General features: G+C 74.2%; 15 protein-coding genes and 1 tRNA gene. 1 reads left to right on the forward strand and 15 read right to left on the reverse strand.

What is annotated here, in order from left to right:
- Positions 1–11 precede the first annotated feature (11 nt).
- From ACNJ93_RS11335 to ACNJ93_RS11345, 3 genes are all read right to left on the reverse strand, one after another.
- Complete coding sequence (locus tag ACNJ93_RS11335) at positions 12–635, reverse strand: lytic polysaccharide monooxygenase auxiliary activity family 9 protein (RefSeq protein ID WP_418957259.1); 624 nt, start codon at positions 633–635, stop codon at positions 12–14.
- A 149-nt stretch (positions 636–784) separates the two neighbouring features.
- Entirely contained in the window at positions 785–3,106 is a 2,322-nt protein-coding gene (locus ACNJ93_RS11340) for an SPFH domain-containing protein (protein WP_418957260.1), read from the reverse strand.
- Between the two features lie 26 nt (positions 3,107–3,132).
- Positions 3,133–4,494 carry a peptidoglycan-binding protein gene (locus ACNJ93_RS11345; RefSeq protein WP_418957261.1) on the reverse strand — a complete coding sequence of 454 codons (1,362 nt, stop codon included), beginning with the start codon at positions 4,492–4,494 and terminating at the stop codon, positions 3,133–3,135.
- 183 nt (positions 4,495–4,677) lie between these two features.
- Between ACNJ93_RS11345 and ACNJ93_RS11350 the strand changes: the two genes are divergently transcribed.
- A tRNA-Lys gene (locus ACNJ93_RS11350) sits at positions 4,678–4,751 on the forward strand.
- A gap of 62 nt (positions 4,752–4,813) precedes the next feature.
- On the opposite strand, the gene ACNJ93_RS11355 is transcribed toward ACNJ93_RS11350, so the two are convergent.
- From ACNJ93_RS11355 to ACNJ93_RS11410, 12 genes are all read right to left on the reverse strand, one after another.
- Positions 4,814–5,491, reverse strand: a complete 678-nt coding sequence (locus ACNJ93_RS11355; RefSeq protein ID WP_418957262.1) for a class F sortase — start codon at positions 5,489–5,491, stop codon at positions 4,814–4,816.
- Between the two features lies 1 nt (position 5,492).
- On the reverse strand, positions 5,493–6,185 hold the full coding sequence (locus tag ACNJ93_RS11360) for a hypothetical protein (protein WP_418957263.1): 693 nt from the start codon (positions 6,183–6,185) through the stop codon (positions 5,493–5,495).
- A gap of 116 nt (positions 6,186–6,301) precedes the next feature.
- The gene (locus ACNJ93_RS11365) at positions 6,302–7,084 is read right to left on the reverse strand and encodes an HAD-IIA family hydrolase (protein WP_418957264.1); all 783 of its coding nucleotides are present in this window, start codon (positions 7,082–7,084) and stop codon (positions 6,302–6,304) included.
- Between the two features lie 79 nt (positions 7,085–7,163).
- Positions 7,164–8,705 carry an alkaline phosphatase family protein gene (locus tag ACNJ93_RS11370; protein ID WP_418957265.1) on the reverse strand — a complete coding sequence of 514 codons (1,542 nt, stop codon included), beginning with the start codon at positions 8,703–8,705 and terminating at the stop codon, positions 7,164–7,166.
- Between the two features lie 196 nt (positions 8,706–8,901).
- Positions 8,902–9,963, reverse strand: a complete 1,062-nt coding sequence (locus tag ACNJ93_RS11375) for a 2-aminoethylphosphonate ABC transporter substrate-binding protein (protein ID WP_418957266.1) — start codon at positions 9,961–9,963, stop codon at positions 8,902–8,904.
- Between the two features lie 68 nt (positions 9,964–10,031).
- Positions 10,032–10,829: an ABC transporter permease gene (locus ACNJ93_RS11380; protein ID WP_418957267.1), complete on the reverse strand. Its 798-nt coding sequence runs from the start codon at positions 10,827–10,829 to the stop codon at positions 10,032–10,034.
- Positions 10,816–11,733, reverse strand: coding sequence for a 2-aminoethylphosphonate ABC transporter permease subunit (locus ACNJ93_RS11385; protein WP_418957268.1), 918 nt, complete (start codon positions 11,731–11,733; stop codon positions 10,816–10,818). The genes ACNJ93_RS11380 and ACNJ93_RS11385 overlap by 14 nt, the downstream gene beginning before the upstream one ends.
- Positions 11,726–12,784 (reverse strand): ABC transporter ATP-binding protein, encoded by a 1,059-nt coding sequence (locus ACNJ93_RS11390; RefSeq protein ID WP_418957269.1) that lies wholly within the window; start codon positions 12,782–12,784, stop codon positions 11,726–11,728. The genes ACNJ93_RS11385 and ACNJ93_RS11390 overlap by 8 nt, the downstream gene beginning before the upstream one ends.
- A complete protein-coding gene (locus tag ACNJ93_RS11395; protein ID WP_418957270.1) occupies positions 12,781–13,509 on the reverse strand; it encodes a phosphonatase-like hydrolase in 729 nt (242 codons plus the stop codon). The genes ACNJ93_RS11390 and ACNJ93_RS11395 overlap by 4 nt, the downstream gene beginning before the upstream one ends.
- Before the next feature lie 2 nt (positions 13,510–13,511).
- Positions 13,512–14,633 (reverse strand): TIGR03364 family FAD-dependent oxidoreductase, encoded by a 1,122-nt coding sequence (locus ACNJ93_RS11400; RefSeq protein ID WP_418957271.1) that lies wholly within the window; start codon positions 14,631–14,633, stop codon positions 13,512–13,514.
- 161 nt (positions 14,634–14,794) lie between these two features.
- Positions 14,795–15,559: a GntR family transcriptional regulator gene (locus tag ACNJ93_RS11405; RefSeq protein ID WP_418957272.1), complete on the reverse strand. Its 765-nt coding sequence runs from the start codon at positions 15,557–15,559 to the stop codon at positions 14,795–14,797.
- Between the two features lie 275 nt (positions 15,560–15,834).
- Positions 15,835–16,764 (reverse strand): hypothetical protein, encoded by a 930-nt coding sequence (locus tag ACNJ93_RS11410; protein ID WP_418957273.1) that lies wholly within the window; start codon positions 16,762–16,764, stop codon positions 15,835–15,837.
- Between the last annotated feature and the right edge of the window lie 76 nt (positions 16,765–16,840).

Here is a 16,840-nt window from a genome sequence, read left to right on the forward strand (position 1 = left end):
CGGACCGCTCGTCAGAACTGGACGTCCGAGCAGGCGTAGAACGCGTTCGCGGTGTCCGCGATCGTCCACACCGCCAGGATCAGGTGCTTGCCGGTCTTGCCCGCCGGGATGGTCCCGGAGTGCGAGAGCGTGGCCGGCGGCTGCTGGCTGTGGTACGGGACGGTCAGGAACGGCTGCGGGTCGAGCGCGGCCCGGGTGAGCTTCTGGGCCGGGTTCCAGCCGTTGCGGGTGATGTAGTACCTGAAGTCGGTGGTGCGGTGCCGGGCCGTGAACTGCCAGCGGAAGGTGTAGCTCTGGCCCGAGGTGACCCGGGTCGCCGGCCAGGAGCCGCCGCGCGGGTCGTCGAGCTGGGCGAACCGGGCGTTGCCGCCGGCGCAGATCGTGCCGTCGGCGGGCCCGGCGGCCGGGAAGCCCTTGGGGCCCTCGACCGACTGCGGCTCCCACTGGATGGAGCCGCAGCCGGTGACGGTGCCGTTCTGGCAGAGCTTCTGACGGCTGATGGGCGAGTCGGTGTAGCCGTGGCCGGTGGCGCTGCCGGCGGACAGGAAGGTGACGCCGGCGACGCCGAGCGCGACCGCGGCCACGCCTATCCGCGTCCTCGCCCCGGGTCGGGTGTTCGTTGTGCGCTTGTCCATGCTTCTGCTCCAGGAGAACGTGGGGGAGTTCTGTGGGCCGAGCCGGTGCGCACGCGCGTGCGGTGAGGTGGTTCTGGTCTGGACCAAGTTTCAATGTAGGGACGGGACTTGAACATGTCCATACCAATCGCGGCGGTGGTCGGACGCCGTTACGCGCCCTCTCCCCCGCCGCCCCGGCCCGTGTAGAACGCCACCGTCAGGTCCTTCACCAGCGCCTTGCGCTCGTAGTCGTCCAGCTCGACCAGACCACGCGTGGTCAGCCGGTGGACCATGTCGTCCACCGCGTCCACGACGGACGTCAGCACGCTGTCGCGGTGCTTGGCGTCGATCGCGGCGATCCGGCGGCGCTGCATCGCGGCGGCGATCTCGGGGGCGTACTCGATCCGGGTCGGCTGCGCGGAGAAGACGTCGATGCCGACCGGCGCGCACTCCGCCGACAGCAGCTTCGTCAGCGCCTCCCCCACGGTCTCCGCGTCGCGGAGGGTCGGCGCGTCCTCGTGGAACGCGTCGGCGGGCAGCTGGGACAGCACCCGCGCCATCGCCGCCTCCACCTGCTCGCGCAGGTACTCCTCGTGGTGCTCGACCCCGAGGGCCGCCCGGACGGTGTCGCGGACGCGCCAGACGACCAGGACGACGACGTCGAGCGCGGTGCCCTTGGCGTCGACGGCGGGCAGCGGCTCGCTGCGCCAGTGGCGCAGCCGCACGTCGACGCGGCGGCGCAGCAGGAGCGGGCTCACCCACAGCAGGCCGGTGCGGCGGACGGTGCCGCGGTACTCGCCGAACAGCGTGAGCACCCAGGCGTACCCGACCCGGCCGCGGCCGAGACCGCCCAGCGAGAAGAGGGTGAGCAGCACCCCGAGGGCGAGCAGCGCCCACTGGCCGAGGTGGATGCCGTGGTACGGGCGCACCGGCAGCCGCAGCAGCTGCGCGACGGTGTCCGGCACGGCCCCGGCCCACCACAGCACCGCGGCGCAGGCGGCGAGCGCGCCGGCCCCGACGGCGACCCCGATCCACCCGGGGAGCACCGGGCCGGGCCGTTCGCGCAGCGCGGGGTCGGCGGTGGGCGCGGGGCGCTTCGCCTTGGGCGTGGGCGTCGGCGTGCGCGGCGGCCGGGGGGCGCGCCGCACATCGACGGCCCGGCGCGCGGCGGGCGGCACCACGCCGCTGCCGAGGCCCCCCGGGCGCACGTCGGCGGGCTGGAACCCGCCGCCGCCCGTGGCCTCCGTCGCCGCCCCGACGGACAGGCTCCCCTGCCCCGGCGCGAACAGCGCCTCGAAGTCGAGGATCCGGCCCCGGGGGCCGGCGTCGCGGGGCGCGGCGGGCGACACGATCGTGGCCTCACGCGGCGCGTCGGAGTCGTCGCGGGAGGCGGGCACGTCGACGAGCGGCGCGGTGGGCTCAGGAATCGACAGCGCCTCGCCGGCCGGCGCGCCGGATTCGCGCGACGCGGGGGCCTCCGGCGCGGGTTGGTGCGCGGTGGAGGGCTGCGCGGCGGGGCTGCGCCCTGCAGGGGCATCCGGCGCGAGGGCCTCGCGGTGGGGATCCTCGGGCGCGGCGGCCTCGCAAGGGGAGATCCCCGGGGCGGACGCCACCGGCCCGGTGGCCTCCGGCGCGGAAGTCTCGCGAGGAGAGCCGCCCGGTACGACGCTCCTGGGACCGGCGGGCTCCGACGCGGAGACCCCCCGCGCGGCGGTCACCGGCCCGGCGCTCTCCGGCGCGGGAGTCTCACAGGAAGAACCGCCCGGAAGGACGCTCCGGGGACCGGCGGACTCCGACGGGAAGGACCCCCGCGCAGGGTTCACCGGCCCGGTGGCCTCCGGCTCGGGAGTCTCGCGGGGAGAGCCGCCCGGCACGACATCCCGGGCCTCCGGGGTGCGTCTCTGCGCGGAGGGGTCCGGGAGCAGGAACACGTCGCCGGGCTGCGGCGGCGCGGCGGGGGCGGGGGCCTCGGCCGCGTCGGCCAGTGGCGATCCGGCGGACCGGGCCGGCGGGGCTTCGGCGGCGTCGGTCGGTTCCTCCGTGTGCGGGCGGGCGGGCGGGACGCCCGTCGGCGGGGGCTCCGGGGCGAACAGGGCCTCGAAGTCGAAGACGGAGTCCGCCCCCGCGCGGGGGCGGACTCCGGGCATCGGCTGGGTGTCGGGCCCCGGATCGACCGCGCCGGCCGGGGCCACCGGGTCCTCGCGGAACAGCCGGTGCACGGGGATGGCCCCGGTCGTCTCCGCCCCGATGACCGGCGTCCGCCGTCCCGGCTGGGTGCGCGGAGCACCCGTGCGGAACGGCCCGTCGGCGGCGGCGCCGCCCGCCGGGCCCGGGGCCGCGTCCGGCGGACCGTCGGACGACGCGCCCGGCTCCGGCGCCGGCACGGGCAGCGGCCCCGCGACCGGGGCCGGACCCCGGTCCGGCGGGGCGGCCGGAGTGCGGGGGTCCCGGCCCTCGCCCTCCCTGTCGCGGTCGGGTGTCGCTGTCGTCATCCGTTCCACCTCACGCTCTTACTGGTTCATCGGAACAACCGGCGCCAGGTCTCCGGCCCCGGATAGCCGTCGGCCGCCGCGCCGCGCCAGCCCTGGGCTCGCTGGAAGGCCTCGACGTTGCGGCGGTCCGCCTCCGTCCAGCGCGGACCGGGGCCCGACGTGTAGTGCTTGCCGAACCCCTTCTTCACCAACTGCTTGCCCAGCTTCTCCACATATGCGTTGGATTGCCCCGGACGGAAGGAGGCTCGCCCGGGGAACGCCGGTGCGGTGGCCGTCGAACCGCCCGAACCACTCGAACCGCCGATGGTCCGGCCCTTCCCGGCGACGAGCAGCCGCCAGGTCTCGCGCCCCGGCAGCCCGTCCGCGTCCCGGCCCGTCCAGCCCTGCGCCCGCTGGAACGCCTGGGTCGCCCTGCGGTCCGCCTCGCCCCACCGGGGCCCCGGGCCCTCGCGGTAGAAACGTCCGCCGCCCCGCGCGACCAGCATCTCGCCGAGCCGCGTGACGTACGCGTTGTTCGCGCCGGGCCCGAAGTACCCCGCTCCCGGGTACGCCGTGGAGCTCGGCCCGCCGCCCACGCCGCCGCTGCCGTCGCCGCCGGCGACCAGGCCCTTGTAGCGGTACGCGAGGTACCGGTCGGAGTTGTTCCAGTACGCCATGGGCGTGGACTGCTTGCGGGTGCGCGGCTTGGTCTGCTCGTAGGCGACGTACGCGGTGCGCGTGTAGTCGGTCCAGCCGCCGAAGATCGTCACGTGCGAGCCGCGCGTCGGGTTGTCCGGGTTGTGGAAGAGCAGGATGTCGCCGGGCTGGAGCTCGGTGCGGTCGATCCGGGTGCCGAAGCGGGCGAGGCTGCCGGTCCACTCGTTGGCGCTCAGGTTCCACGCCATCGAGATGTAGCCGGAGCAGTCCTGGCGGTAGCCGTCGGACCAGTACGTGGACATCGAGTACGGGACCTGCGCGGACACCCAGCGCTTCGCGCGGTTGATGATCTCGGCCCGGGTGCTGCGGCGCAGCGTCTCGGCGGTGACCTGACTGCTCGGCGGGGTCGGGCCGGCCGACGGCGGTCCGGGGTGGCCGCCCGTCCCGCCGTGGAGCGGGCCGGTGTAGCCCTGGGGGGTGTCCGGGAGGGGGCGGGTGTCGGCGGCGGGGCCGGAGCCGGAGTCGCCCGGGACCGCGAGGCCGAGCTCCTCCGCGACGGCCGCCGTGCCCGAGCCGCCCAGGACCACGCCCGCCGCGGTCACCAGGACCAGGGCGCGGCGGGCGCCGTGGGCGGACGGATGCCCGCCGGCGCGGACGGGGAGGCCCTGGGCGAGTTCGCGCCGCCGGCGGGCGCAGCCGGGGCAGCCGCAGTCGGCCGCGGGTTCGTACTCCTCGAAGACCGGCACGCTCATGCGAATCCCCTCCACACTCGTCAAGATCTTTTGGCGCTGCTGCACGGGCGCCAGTGTCTCAACTGTCCGGACATATCGCATTTTGACGGATCGAAGCTACGAAACGACCATCCGACAGGCCGGGGCGCGCGGAAATGGTCGGGAGCACCCTCGAACGTCAGGTAGAGTTTTCTCTGTCAGCAGGCGCCGCTAGCTCAGTTGGTTAGAGCAGCTGACTCTTAATCAGCGGGTCCGGGGTTCGAGTCCCTGGCGGCGCACGCAGAGTCGAGGCCCCCTCACCGATGGTGAGGGGGCCTCGTCGTTTCCACGGTTGGTGCGGTCACGCCCTGGCCGCCGCCGAGACCTTGGTCAGGTACGCCGAGACGACCACGTTCGCCGTGTACGTCCTCGTCTTCCGGTCGAAGGTCCCGCCGCAGGTGATCAGGCGCAGCTCCGCCCGGTCCGGGTCGCGCTGCCCGTACACCTTGCGCGGGTCGAAGTGCTCCCGGGGGAAGACCTGGACGTCGTCCACCGTGAATTCGGCGACCGAGCCGTCCGTCCGGGTGATCAGGACCTTCGCCCCCGGGCGGGTCGAGCTCAGGTTGTAGAAGACCGCCGGACGCGTCTCGGTGTCCACGTGTCCGACCAGCAGTGCCGCGCCGTCCGCGCCGGGCTTCGCGCCCCGGTCGAACCAGCCGACCGACTGCGCCATCTCGTACGGCGGCGGGTCCACCGCCCCCGTGGCGTCGAGCCCGCGCGGGACGACCGGGGCGGTGACGCCTATCGAGGCGATCTCCAGCTTCCGCGGCTCCACCGGCGCCACCGGCGGGTGCGCCGGCGGCAGCGCGACGCCGAGCGGGCGGCCGACGGCGGCGACGTCGCCGGTGGTCGGCGCGGAGTGCCCGCCGGGGCCCGAGGTGGCCTCGCGGCCCCACACCCACAGGCCCAGGAGCAGCACGGCCCAGGTGATCCCGGTCAGCAGCCGCCCGGTGCCGCGCGGGCGTTCCTCGCCGGACATGTCACTCCGCGTCCTTGGGCGCGGAGGCGGCGGCCGCGCGGGCGTTGGCCCGGCGGCGGGTGTGCCGGAAGGCGACGGCGACCGCGGCGATGCCGGCCAGGCCGAGCCCGATCAGGGTGTGCGGGGTGCCGGGGCCCTGCTCCTCGACGGTCTGCTGCGCGGCGTGGGCCGCGCCGGGCGCGGCGAGCGCCGCCCCGCCGCCGCCCGCGCGCACCGGGGCGACGGGCGTCGTGTGCTCCGTGGGCCGGTGCGGCGGCCGGTGCGTCGGCTCGTCCGTCGGCCGCTGGGTGGGGCGGTGCGTCGGGCGGTGCGTGGGCTTGTGCGTCGGCTTGGCGCGGTGCTCGACGCGGACCGAGCCCGCGTCGCGGTGTTCGCGGCCGTCGCAGGTGACGGTGACGCGGTACGTGCCGTCGTTCAGGTCCGACTTCAGCGTCGTGTCGCCGAACAGCGGGCGGCCGCCGCCGTCGCGGCCCGACAGCTCCGCGTCCGCGACGAACGCCGGGGAGGCGGCCGTGCCGGTCGCGCCCTTGCAGCCCTTGACCCGCAGGTCGACGTCGGCCCCCGGTTTCGCCGGACTGGGGGTGACGGTGGCCTTCACCCCCTCACCGGCCTGCGCGACGCCCGTGAGGGGCGTGAGGACCAGTACGGCGGCGGCCGCTCCCGCGGCACGGAGAGCAATCGGACCTGAACGCATCGTGACCTCCTGATACAGGAAGGTTCGCTCCGTTCCGGCCGTTCCGCATCCGCTGGGGCCCGACCAGGGGACCCGTGGGCCCCGCCGCGGGCCGCCGAAGCCGCCGCCGCGCCCCGTTACTGCACCAGGTCCACGAGGTCCGCGATCGAGTCGACGATCTTCGACGGCCGGTACGGGTACCGGTCCACGCCCGTCTCGCCGGTCAGCCCGGTCAGCACCAGGAACGTCTGCATGCCGGCCTCCAGGCCGGCCAGGATGTCGGTGTCCATCCGGTCGCCGATCATCGCGCTGGTCTCGGAGTGCGCGCCGATCGCGTTCAGACCGGTCCGCATCATCAGCGGGTTCGGCTTGCCGGCGAAGTACGGCTCCTTGCCCGTCGCCTTGGTGATCAGCGCGGCGACGGACCCGGTGGCCGGCAGCGGGCCCTCCAGGGACGGGCCGGTCTCGTCGGGGTTGGTGCAGATGAAGCGGGCGCCCGCGTTGATCAGCCGGACCGCCTTCGTCATGGCCTCGAAGGAGTACGTCCGGGTCTCGCCGAGCACGACGTAGTCCGGGTCGTGGTCGGTGAGCACGTAGCCGATGTCGTGCAGCGCGGTCGTCAGACCGGCCTCGCCGATGACGTACGCGGTGCCGCCGGGGCGCTGGTCGTCGAGGAACTGGGCGGTGGCGAGCGCCGAGGTCCAGATGTTCTCCACGGGGACCTGCAGGCCCATGCGGGCGAGCCGGGCGTGCAGATCGCGCGCGGTGTAGATCGAGTTGTTGGTCAGGACCAGGAACGGCCTGCCGGTCTCCCGCAGTTTCTTGATGAACGCGTCGGCGCCGGGGATCGGCACGCCCTCGTGGATGAGGACGCCGTCCATGTCGGTGAGCCAGGATTCGATCGGCTTGCGCTCTGCCATGGGTGCGGGACTCCTGCCGTACGAACGTGCGGTGTGCTGGGGGCGACGCGACAACGCTGTGGCGACGCCCCCAGCGTAGTCAGGAAGTGCGCACCGCGACCCCGTCGATCACCCAGTACCAGTTGTTGGAGCCGGTGTAGCGGAAGCGGAAGCTCACGCTGGACGCGCCGGCGGGCACGTTCACCGTGACCGACTGGGGCTGCGAGACGACGTCCGCGGTGTAGCTCTTCACGACGGCCGGGGTGCCGCCGTTGAAGGAGGCCAGGATCTGGGCGGTCTGGCTGCCCTCCTGCCGGTAGAACGTGGTGAAGTCGAGGGTGACGCGGGAGGCGCCGGAGACCGCGTACGCCGGCGAGACCAGCGTCGAGTCGTACGTGCCGGAGAACGCCTTGTCGGCCCACTCGTCGGAGTCGGCGACCGCGAACACGCCCCGGGCGCGGACGTTGAGCTCGCGGGACTGGTCGCGCTGGGTCCGGGACCAGAACTCGTCGGTGGCGAAGGACCAGCCGCGCCACTCCGTCATCCCGCCCGTGCCCATGGCGTTGTTGATGACCGACCAGCCGCTGGGCGGGGTGTGGGTGAAGCCGAGGACGCCGGCCGGGATGCCGGTCTCGTCGACGCGGCCGGCCAGCGAGGACTGCAGCGCGTCGAACGGGTCGGCGGACCGCTGCTGGATCGGCTTGCCGTCCAGGCCCCAGGACGGCTCCGGGGTGATGCCGAGCTGGTGGAACACGGTGGCGGCGACGTCGACGAGGCGGGTGTCGATGGGGCGCGCGCCGGCCGCGATCCCGGGGCCGGTGGCGAGCACGAAGGTACGGCGCTCCTCGATGCTGGAGCCGCCGTGGCCGCCGACGTCGACGTGGCCGTGGTCGGTGCAGACGATGACCGTCCAGCGCTCGGCGGCGTACGTGGGCCGAGCCTTGATCGCGGCGATCATGCGGCCGAGCTGGGCGTCCTGGACGGCGATGGCGTCGAGGTAGCGCTGGCCGGTGCCGGAGGAGTGGGCGACGACGTCGGTGTTGCCGAGGTAGACGAACGCGACGTCCGGGTTCTGGTCGCGCAGCACGGTCACGCTGTCCGCGGTGATCGTCTCGTCGTGGCCGGCGTAGCCGTCCCGGTCGCCGTCGAGGACGATCTTTGCGTCCGCGCCGGCGGTGACGGTGCCGTACGTGTCCAGCGGCTTCCAGTCGACGGCCGCGTAGAGGGACAGCTGCGGCCGGATCTGGTGCAGGCGGGCCAGGAAGCCCGGGTACTGGGTGTAGTTGCGCCCGGTGAAGCTGTTGTCCCGGACGCCGTGCTTGTCGGGCCAGACACCGGTGGAGACGGTCGACCAGCCGGGGCCGGAGGAGGTCGCGGCCATCGGGTTGGCGTAGAGCAGGGAGACGCCGAAGGTGCCCTCGGCCATCATCCGCTTCAGATGCGGGGCGTCGGCGGCGGCGATGCGGTCGTGACGCAGTCCGTCCATGCCGACGACGAGCACCTTGTCGGCGCTGGTGCCGTCGGGGAGGGTGGGGGCGGCCGCCTGGGCGGCCGGGGCGGCGAGCACACCGGTGGCGGTCACCGCGGCCGTGGCGCCGGCGGCGGCGAGCACGGTGCGACGGGGGATGCCGTGGGTCGGCATGGGGGTCCTCCAGGCTGAGTGACGCGCCAACGCCCCTGATTCCTCAGGGGCGTTGGGCTTCGGTCCGTACCCGTTATCCTTCCGCTACACGGCGACGGGACGGAAGAGACGTGCGGTGAACTCTGGGCGTCGCGTGTCAGGTCCGGTGCGGCGACGCCGGTGCGCTGGTGCGCTGGTGCGCTGGTGCGCTGGTGCGCTAGCTGCCGGTGGCGGTCTTCCAGGCGTCGATGTACGCGGGCAGGTTCTTGTCGATGTCGGCCCAGTCCGGCTCGAAGATCTCGACGCCGTCCATGATCTTCGCCAGTGCGATCGCGTTGGCGTCGGTCGGCTTCACGTCCGTACGCGCCGGGAAGCCGCCGCCGATCTCGCTGACCTGGCGCTGCGCCTCCTCGGTCAGCAGGAAGTCGAGCAGCTTCCTGCCGTTCTCGGCGTGCGGGGCCTTGTTCACCAGGCCGGCCGCGTACGGCAGCGCGAACGTGGTCGGCCTGCCGCCCTGCTTCGCCGGGAACCAGATGCCCAGGTTCGGCATGGACCTGGCCTGCGCGAAGTTCATCTGGACGTCGCCGTTGGCGACCAGCAGCTCGCCCTTGTCGACCTTCGGGGCCAGCTTGGAGGTGGAGGAGGACGGGCCGACGTTGTTGGCCTGGAGCTTCTTCAGGTACGCCATCGCCGGCTCCTTGCCGCCGAAGTCGTGCATCGCCTTGATGACGACGGCGGTGCCGTCGCCCGCGACGCCCGGGGTGGAGTACTGCAGCTTGTCCTTGAACTTCCCGTCGAGCAGCTCCTCCCAGGTCTTCGGCGCGGCCGGCAGCTCCTTCTTGTTGTGGACGAAGCCGAAGTAGTTGTTGACGACGGAGGTCCACTTCCCGTCTGCGGACTTGTCCGCGCCGCTGACCTTGTCGGCGCCCTGCGGGGTGTACGCCTGGAGCAGCCCCTTGGCGTCGGCCTGCTGGATGAACGGCGGGAGCGTGACGAGCACGTCGGCCTGGGTGTTGCTCTTCTCGCGGACGGCGCGCTGCACCATCTCGCCGGAGCCGCCCTCCACGTACTTCACCTTGATGCCGGTCTTCTTCTCGAAGTCGGCGAAGACCTTGTCGTACCAGCCGTCGCCCGCCTCGCCCTTGAGGCCGTCGGCGCTGTAGACGGTGACGACCTTCTCGTCGGAGGAGGCCGGGGAGGAACCGCCGCAGGCGGTGACGGTGGCGGCGAGGGCGAGGCTGCCGGTGACGGCGGCGAGCGGCTTGAGGGACGTGCGCATGACGTTGCTCTCTCCTGGCGATGGGAGGGGTACGGGGACGGTGGCGGTGCTGGGGGATGCGGGCGGTGCTAGCGGTACGAGGCTTTGGTGCGGACGCGGGAGACGGCGAGCAGCACGAGCAGGGTCGTCGCCATCAGGACGACGGCGAGCGCCGAGCCCGTGAAGAGGGAGCCGCGGTCGGTGGCGGTGAAGATCCGCACCGGCAGCGGCAGCCAGTCCGGCGGGTAGAGCATCATCGTGGCGCTCAGCTCACCCATGGACAGCGCGAAGCAGAGTCCGGCCGCCGCGTTCAGGGACGGCAGCAGGAGCGGCAGCCTCACCCGGAGGAGGACGTACGAGGGGCGCGCGCCCAGGCCGGCCGCGGCCTGCTCGTACATCGGGTCGAGACGGCGGAGGGCGGCCGAGACCGACTGGTGGGCGAACGCCGTGACCAGGATCGTGTGCGCGAGGATCACGATCCAGCGCGTCCCGTTGAGCAGCAGCGGCGGCTGCGAGTACGCGACGAGGACGGCGAGGCCGACGACCACCGACGGCACGGCGACGGGCAGCATGAACAGCGCGTCCAGCACCTTCCTGGCCCGCCCGCCGAGCGCGGACCCGGCCAGCGCGGCCCACGTGCCCACGAGCAGCGCGAGCAGGCTCGCGGCGACGGCCGTGACGAGGCTCGTGGTCAGCGCCTGCAGCGACTCGCCGCGGACGGCGGCGGCGTAGTGCTCGGCGGTGGGCCCGGAGGGGAAGGCCCCCGACCAGTTCGTGGCGAACGAGGCGGCGAGGACGACGAGCAGCGGCAGGGCGAACAGCGGCAGGAACAGCACCCCGAACACGGTCCAGGCCGTCCAGCGGCCGGCGCGGCTACGCACCAACACGGCGGCTCACCCCCCGGTACAGGCCGTAGAGACCCACGGAGATCGCGACGTTGACGACGGCGACGACGCAGGCGGCGGCGTAGTCGGACTCGAGGATCGCCTTGCTGTAGACCAGCATCGGCAGGGTGGTGACGCCCTTGGCGCCGGTGAACAGCACGATGCCGAACTCGTTGAGGCACATGACGAGCACGAGGCTGCCGCCGGCGGCGAGCGCGGGCAGCGCCTCCGGCAGGATCACCCGCCGGACGATCCGCCCCGGCCCCGCGCCCAGCGAGGCGGCCACCTCCAGCTGCGCGGTCTCCATCTGGGAGAACGCGGCGAGCAGCGGCCGCATCACGAACGGCGTGAAGTACGTGATCTCGGCGAGCAGCACGCCCCACGGGGTGGTGAGGAACCGGAACGGCCCGGACCCGGCGCCGGTCAGGTCCGTCCACACGCCGTTGGCCATGCCGACGGTGCCGTAGAGGAAGAGCAGCGCGAGGGTGATCAGGAACGACGGGAAGGAGAGGAAGACGTCGATGAACCGGGCGACGGCCCTCGCCCCGGGGAACGGCACGAACGCGATGACGAGCGCGAGCACGAACCCGAGGACCAGACAGCCCGCGGTGGCGGCGACGGCCAGCCACACGGTGGTGACCAGCGCCTCCCGGAACGCCTCGGAACCGAACACGTCGGCGTACGCGCCGGGCGCCAGGGACTCCTGGACGACGAGGGCGAGCGGGTAGAGGAAGAGCAGGCCGAGGGCGAGGACGGGGGGCAGCGCCCAGAGCGCCGCCCGGGCGGGTCGCGGTCGTACGGCGGCGGCCTCGGAAGGCCGCGTCTCCGGCGCCGGGTGCGGCGGCGCGGCCGGTCCGTTCGCGGGGCCGGCGGCCGTCCCCGGCGCGTCCTTGAGGGCGCTACCCATCGGCCACCCCCGCGCCGAGCAGCACCGCGTCCTCGGGCGCGAAGTGCAGCGTGACCTCGTCGCCCAGGGCGGGGGTCTCGCGGAGCTCGCGCACGTCCGCCTTGACGCGGTGGCCGGCGGCGCCGACCTCCACGTACAGCCGGTGCGTGGCCCCCCGCCACTGCACCTCCGCGATCCGTCCCCGCAGCGCGTTGGGCCCGTCGCCGAGCCCGACGAGGTGCGGCCGTACGCAGAGGGTGGCGGCCGCGCCGGGGAGCACGCCGCCGGTGTCCAGCCTCAGTTCGGCGCCCTCGAAGGACGCCCCGCCCGAACCGACCGTGACGGGAAGGAGGTTGGCGTTGCCGACGAAGGACGCGGTGAACTCCGTACGCGGTCTGCGGTACAGCTCCTGCGGGGTGCCGCAGTCCTGCAGCCGGGCCTGGTCCATGACGGCGATCCGGTCGGCGAGGGTGAGCGCCTCGACCTGGTCGTGGGTGACGTACAGGATCGACACGTCCGGCAACTCTCGGTGCAGCCTGGCGAGTTCGGCGAGCATCTCGGAGCGCAGCCGGGCGTCGAGCGCGGACAGCGGCTCGTCGAGCAGCAGCACCTTGGGGCGGATGGCGAGCGCGCGGGCGATGGCGACGCGCTGCTGCTGTCCGCCGGACAGCTCGCGCGGATAGCGCTTCGCGTACGCCGCCATGCCGGTCTGCTCCAGGGCCTCGGCGACCCGCCCCGGGATCTCGCCCTTGGGCGCCTTCTGCGCCCTGAGCCCGAAGGCCACGTTGTCCTCGACGCGCAGATGCGGGAAGAGCGCGTACTGCTGGACGACCATGCCGATCCCGCGCCGGTGCGGCGGGAGGGCGGTGACGTCGCGGTCGCCGAGGAACACCCGGCCGGAGACGGGCCGGACGAAGCCGGCGACCGCCCGCAGCGCGGTGGTCTTGCCGGAGCCGGAGGGCCCGAGGAGGGCCATGACCTCGCCGGGCTCGACGGTGAGGTCGAACGCGTCGAGGACGGTGTTCCTCCCGTACGCGACGGTGACGGAGTCGAACCGGATGCCGCCGCTCACGACGCGGACTCCCCGGACTCCTTGGACGCGCTGGGCTCCCCGGACTCCTCGGACGCGCGTATGGCGGCAGGGAGTTCGGCGACGGAGGCGAGGACGTGCGTGGCGCCGTGCGCGGTGAGCGCGCTCGCGTCGTGGGCCCCGGTGAGGACGCCGGCGACGAGCCCGGCGCCCGCGCGGACGCCGCTGAGCATGTCGTACGAGGTGTCGCCGGCGACCACGGTCTGCCGGACGTCGTCGACGGCGCCGGTCCGGAGGAAGGCGGCGAGGACCATGTCCGGGTACGGCCGGCCGCGGCCGCCCGCGTCGGCGGGGCACAGGGTGAGCGGGACGAGGTCGCGCCAGCCGAGGGCGTCGAGGATCGCGTCCTGGGTGACCCGGGCGAAACCGGTGGTGAGGACGACCGTGCGGCCCTGCTCGCGCAGTTCGGCGACGGCCTCGGCGGCGCCGGGGACCGGGGCGATCCGGCCGCCGTCCACGAGGCTGCTGTACGCCTCCTCGAAGGCGAGGTTGGCCTGCCGGGCGCGGGCCTCGTCGCCGCCGAAGAGGTGCCGGAAGACGGAGATCTTCGACTCGCCCATGGTGGCGCGGACGTGGTCGATCATCGTGGCGGGGTCCTCGCCGAGCCGTTCGGCGGCGGCCGTGAAGGCCAGCTCGACGAGGCCGCCGTCGGCGACGGTGGTCCCGGCCATGTCGAGGACGACGAGGTCGTGGCGGAGCGTGTTCATGGTCACCAGCCCAGGAGGTTCGCGGTGGTCTCGCCGATGGCCGGCGAGCAGGTCATCCCGCGCCCGCCGGGCCCGGTCACCAGCCACACGCCGTCGCGCAGCTGCTGGCGGTGGACGACGCGGGAGGTGTCGGTGCACTGCGCGTACACGCCCGCCCAGCGGCGGCGGATCGTGGGGAGCGGGCGGCCGAGGAAGGACTCGACGACGCGGGTCAGGTGCTCGTAGGGGTCTTCGAGGGTGTCGAAGGCGAAGGGGTGCTCGTACTCGTGCGTGTCGCCGATGGTCAGTCCGCCGTCGCGGCGCTGCACCATGAGCAGCTGCATCTTGTGGGCGGCGGCGACGGGGTCCTGGGGCTGGCCCGCGTCGAGCGCGTCCAGGGCGGCGGAGCGGTACGCGGGGTAGTAGCGGAACGAGTCGGCGTCGGCGACGGAGGTGGTGAGGGCCTCGCCGAGCGGGTCGGTCTGCATCATCTGCAGCCGGACGCGGCGTACGGGGAGGTCGCCGGCGAGCTCGCGGACGAGCCCGGAGAGCCAGGCGCCGGTGCACAGGACGACGGCGTCGCCGGTGTGGACGTCGCCGTGGTCGTCGCGGACGGCGTTCTCGCCGACGACGTCACGGACCTCGCGGTGCGGGAGGAAGGTGTACTTACCGGTGGCCAGGAGGGCCCGGCGGAGGGCGACTTGAGCGGTACGGGGCTCGACGGCGGCGTCCCGCTCGCACCAGAGCGCGGCGCGGAACGCGCCGCGGAGGGCGGGGTTGAGGGCGCGGGCCTCGCCGGCGGTGAGCAGCTTGTAGCCGCGGGCGGCGGCGTCGGGGCGGGCCAGGGCCGCCTCGGCGACGGCGAGTTCGAGGTCGTTGCGGACGGGGGTGAGCGAGCCGTTGGCGCGGAAGCCCAGCTCGGGGACGCGGGCGCCGATGCCCTCCCAGAGCTCGCGGGCGCGCAGCGCGGCCTCGACCTCCTCGCCGCCGGCGCGCCCGCTCACCCAGATCTGTCCGAAGTTGCGCAGCGAGGCGCCGCGCGCCTCGGCCTCGCGCTCGATGTGCACGACCTCGTGGCCGCGTTCCACTGCGTGCCAGGCGTGCATGGTGCCCACCACGCCGGCTCCTACGACGATCACCTTCATGCCGACGACGGTCCTGGGGGCGGGTGACCCGGACGGGTCGGGTGGGCGACGGGACGGTGAACGACCCGACAAGCTTGGACCAGACCCGTTATGTTTCCGTGATGTGGATGTCGCGGTCGGACGGGCCGCCCGGCCCGGCTGTGCCCCTTCTTGACTGTCCCTCAACCCTGCGCGCCGAGATGGGCGGTGAAGCTGAAGCGGTCCCCGCGGTAGAGGGTGCGGACGCGTTCGAGGGGGCGGCCGGCGGAGTCCCGCGAGAACCGGTGCAGGAGCAGCATCGGCAGCGCGGGCGGGGTGCCGATGAGCAGGGCCTCGCGGGGCGTGGCGAGCACGGTCTCGATGCGCTCGTCGGCGTCGCCGAACGCGATGCCGAGTGCGCCGTGGAGGTAGGCGTAGAAGGACGAGTCGGGGTCGAAGTCGACGTCGAGCCGGGGCAGCCGGGCGACGGTGACGTACGTGGACTCCAGGCCGACGCGCTCGTCGTCGGCGAGCAGCACCCGCTCCATGTGCCAGACGGGCTCCCCGCGTTCGGCGCCGAGCTCGGCGGCGAGGGCGTCGGTGCACGGGAACCGCTCCAGCGAGATCAGCGACCGCCCCGGCCGGCGGCCCTGGCGGCGCACCCCCTCGGTGTAGCTGGCGAGGGAGAGCGGCTGCTCCAGCTTGGGCCCGGCGACGACGGTCCCCCGCCCCTGGCGGCGCAGCCGCCCCTCGAGCAACAGCTCGCGCAGCGCCTGCCGGACGGTCTCCCGCGAGACCTCGAACCGCGCGGACAGATCCCGCTCCGTGGGCAGCAGCCCACCCTCCCCCAACTCCTCGACGAGCACACCGATCTTCGCCTTCACGGCGTAGTACTTGGGAATGCGCCCGTGCTCCGGAATCCCGAACCGGATGGGAGCGCCTGGTACCTGGTCGTTCGGATAATCCACGACGCGATGGTCCCAGACGGCGATGAACGGGGAGATGAACGAGGGGTTGCGCCCGGGGGCCCGCCCCGGGCGCGGGTGCCTGGCAGGGGTTCGGGGGTCGGGCCGGCCCGCCCCGCTGTCAGCCCCCGGCAGGGTTTCGGGAAGGGGCGGGGCGGGGGAAACCGAACCGGCGCGAAGCGCCGGGGGCGGCGGGCGCAGCCCGAAGCCGGCACTACGGTGCGGCCGCGCAGCGGGCGCGCGGGCGGCGCAGCCGCGCCCTCCGGGGCCGCGGCCTCTCAGGCCGCCCCGCCCCCGCGCCGGCGCGCGATCACCACCAGCGCCGCACCCGCCAGAATCGCCCCGCCCGCCCCCGCCGCCAACGCCCCGGCGACGCGTCTCACCCCGGAACCCTCCCCCGCCCCCGTACCGGCCAGCTCCGGCGACTCCGGCCGCGCCGAGGGCGCCGGAGCGGTCGGCGTCACGGGCGGCACCGAGTTGCCCCGGACCCCGTCGTCGCCCTCCCGCACCGGCGCGCCCGTCTCCGTACCCACCTCACCGCCCCCACCCGCCCCGCCGATCACCAGCCGGTAGTCGTCCGACTCCCCCACCCAGTCCCCGTCGTCCCCCCGCCGCTGCACGATCGCCGCGTTGGCCACGACCTCGTTCGGCGCGGTGCCGGCGCGGAAGGCCAGCCGTACCGGGACCGTCACCGTCCGCCCCGCCGGCACGGCGAACCCGGGGAAGCCGCCGTCGAACACCCCGACGTTCTCGTCCTCCTCCGTCTCCTCGAACTCCACCGGCCGCCACCGCCGCGCCCGCGCGTCGTAGAAGTCGAACCGGATCTGCACCGGCCGCAGCACCCGCTCCCGGTCGGTGAGCGCGAGCACCGGATGGATGCCGTCGCACGCCTCGTCCGTCGTGTTCGTGAGGTCCACGCTCCACGTCCGGTACCCGTCCCCCGGCCGGTACGCCACGGGCCCGCCGTGGATCCGCGTGTCGATCGGGAAGTCGGGGTCGGAGACCTTCCCGCAGGCCGGCGGCTGGTCCTTGCGCTCCCCGCCGGGCCCGGGATCCGGCCCGACGCCCACCGCCGCGGGGGCGGGGAACAGCAGGACGGCGGTCCCGGCAGCCGCCGCGGCGAGTCCGCGCACGAGGGCGCGGCGCAGCCGGCGGGAGCCCGGTCGCAGGGGCGCGGGAGGGGGCGTGGGCAGGGGCATGAGCGACATGGACCTGTGCCTTTGCTGCTCGCGGGGGTACGGGTCGCCCGCCACGCTGCCACCCGCGACCCCACCCGCCCGGGAC

Origin of the sequence: Streptomyces tritici (assembly GCF_048500665.1) — a bacterium.
In the GTDB taxonomy this organism is placed as follows: domain Bacteria; phylum Actinomycetota; class Actinomycetes; order Streptomycetales; family Streptomycetaceae; genus Streptomyces; species Streptomyces tritici.

What these genes read in the sequence shown, in the direction of transcription:
- ACNJ93_RS11375 (WP_418957266.1), bottom strand. Translation starts at nt 9,963, where the DNA reads ATGCGCACGTCCCTCAAGCCGCTCGCCGCCGTCACCGGCAGCCTCGCC.
- ACNJ93_RS11385 (WP_418957268.1), bottom strand. Translation starts at nt 11,733, where the DNA reads ATGGGTAGCGCCCTCAAGGACGCGCCGGGGACGGCCGCCGGCCCCGCG.
- ACNJ93_RS11365 (WP_418957264.1), bottom strand. Translation starts at nt 7,084, where the DNA reads ATGGCAGAGCGCAAGCCGATCGAATCCTGGCTCACCGACATGGACGGC.
- ACNJ93_RS11355 (WP_418957262.1), bottom strand. Translation starts at nt 5,491, where the DNA reads ATGTCCGGCGAGGAACGCCCGCGCGGCACCGGGCGGCTGCTGACCGGG.
- ACNJ93_RS11395 (WP_418957270.1), bottom strand. Translation starts at nt 13,509, where the DNA reads ATGAACACGCTCCGCCACGACCTCGTCGTCCTCGACATGGCCGGGACC.
- ACNJ93_RS11360 (WP_418957263.1), bottom strand. Translation starts at nt 6,185, where the DNA reads ATGCGTTCAGGTCCGATTGCTCTCCGTGCCGCGGGAGCGGCCGCCGCC.
- ACNJ93_RS11400 (WP_418957271.1), bottom strand. Translation starts at nt 14,633, where the DNA reads ATGAAGGTGATCGTCGTAGGAGCCGGCGTGGTGGGCACCATGCACGCC.
- ACNJ93_RS11335 (WP_418957259.1), bottom strand. Translation starts at nt 635, where the DNA reads ATGGACAAGCGCACAACGAACACCCGACCCGGGGCGAGGACGCGGATA.
- ACNJ93_RS11340 (WP_418957260.1), bottom strand. Translation starts at nt 3,106, where the DNA reads ATGACGACAGCGACACCCGACCGCGACAGGGAGGGCGAGGGCCGGGAC.
- ACNJ93_RS11345 (WP_418957261.1), bottom strand. Translation starts at nt 4,494, where the DNA reads ATGAGCGTGCCGGTCTTCGAGGAGTACGAACCCGCGGCCGACTGCGGC.
- ACNJ93_RS11410 (WP_418957273.1), bottom strand. Translation starts at nt 16,764, where the DNA reads ATGTCGCTCATGCCCCTGCCCACGCCCCCTCCCGCGCCCCTGCGACCG.
- ACNJ93_RS11370 (WP_418957265.1), bottom strand. Translation starts at nt 8,705, where the DNA reads ATGCCGACCCACGGCATCCCCCGTCGCACCGTGCTCGCCGCCGCCGGC.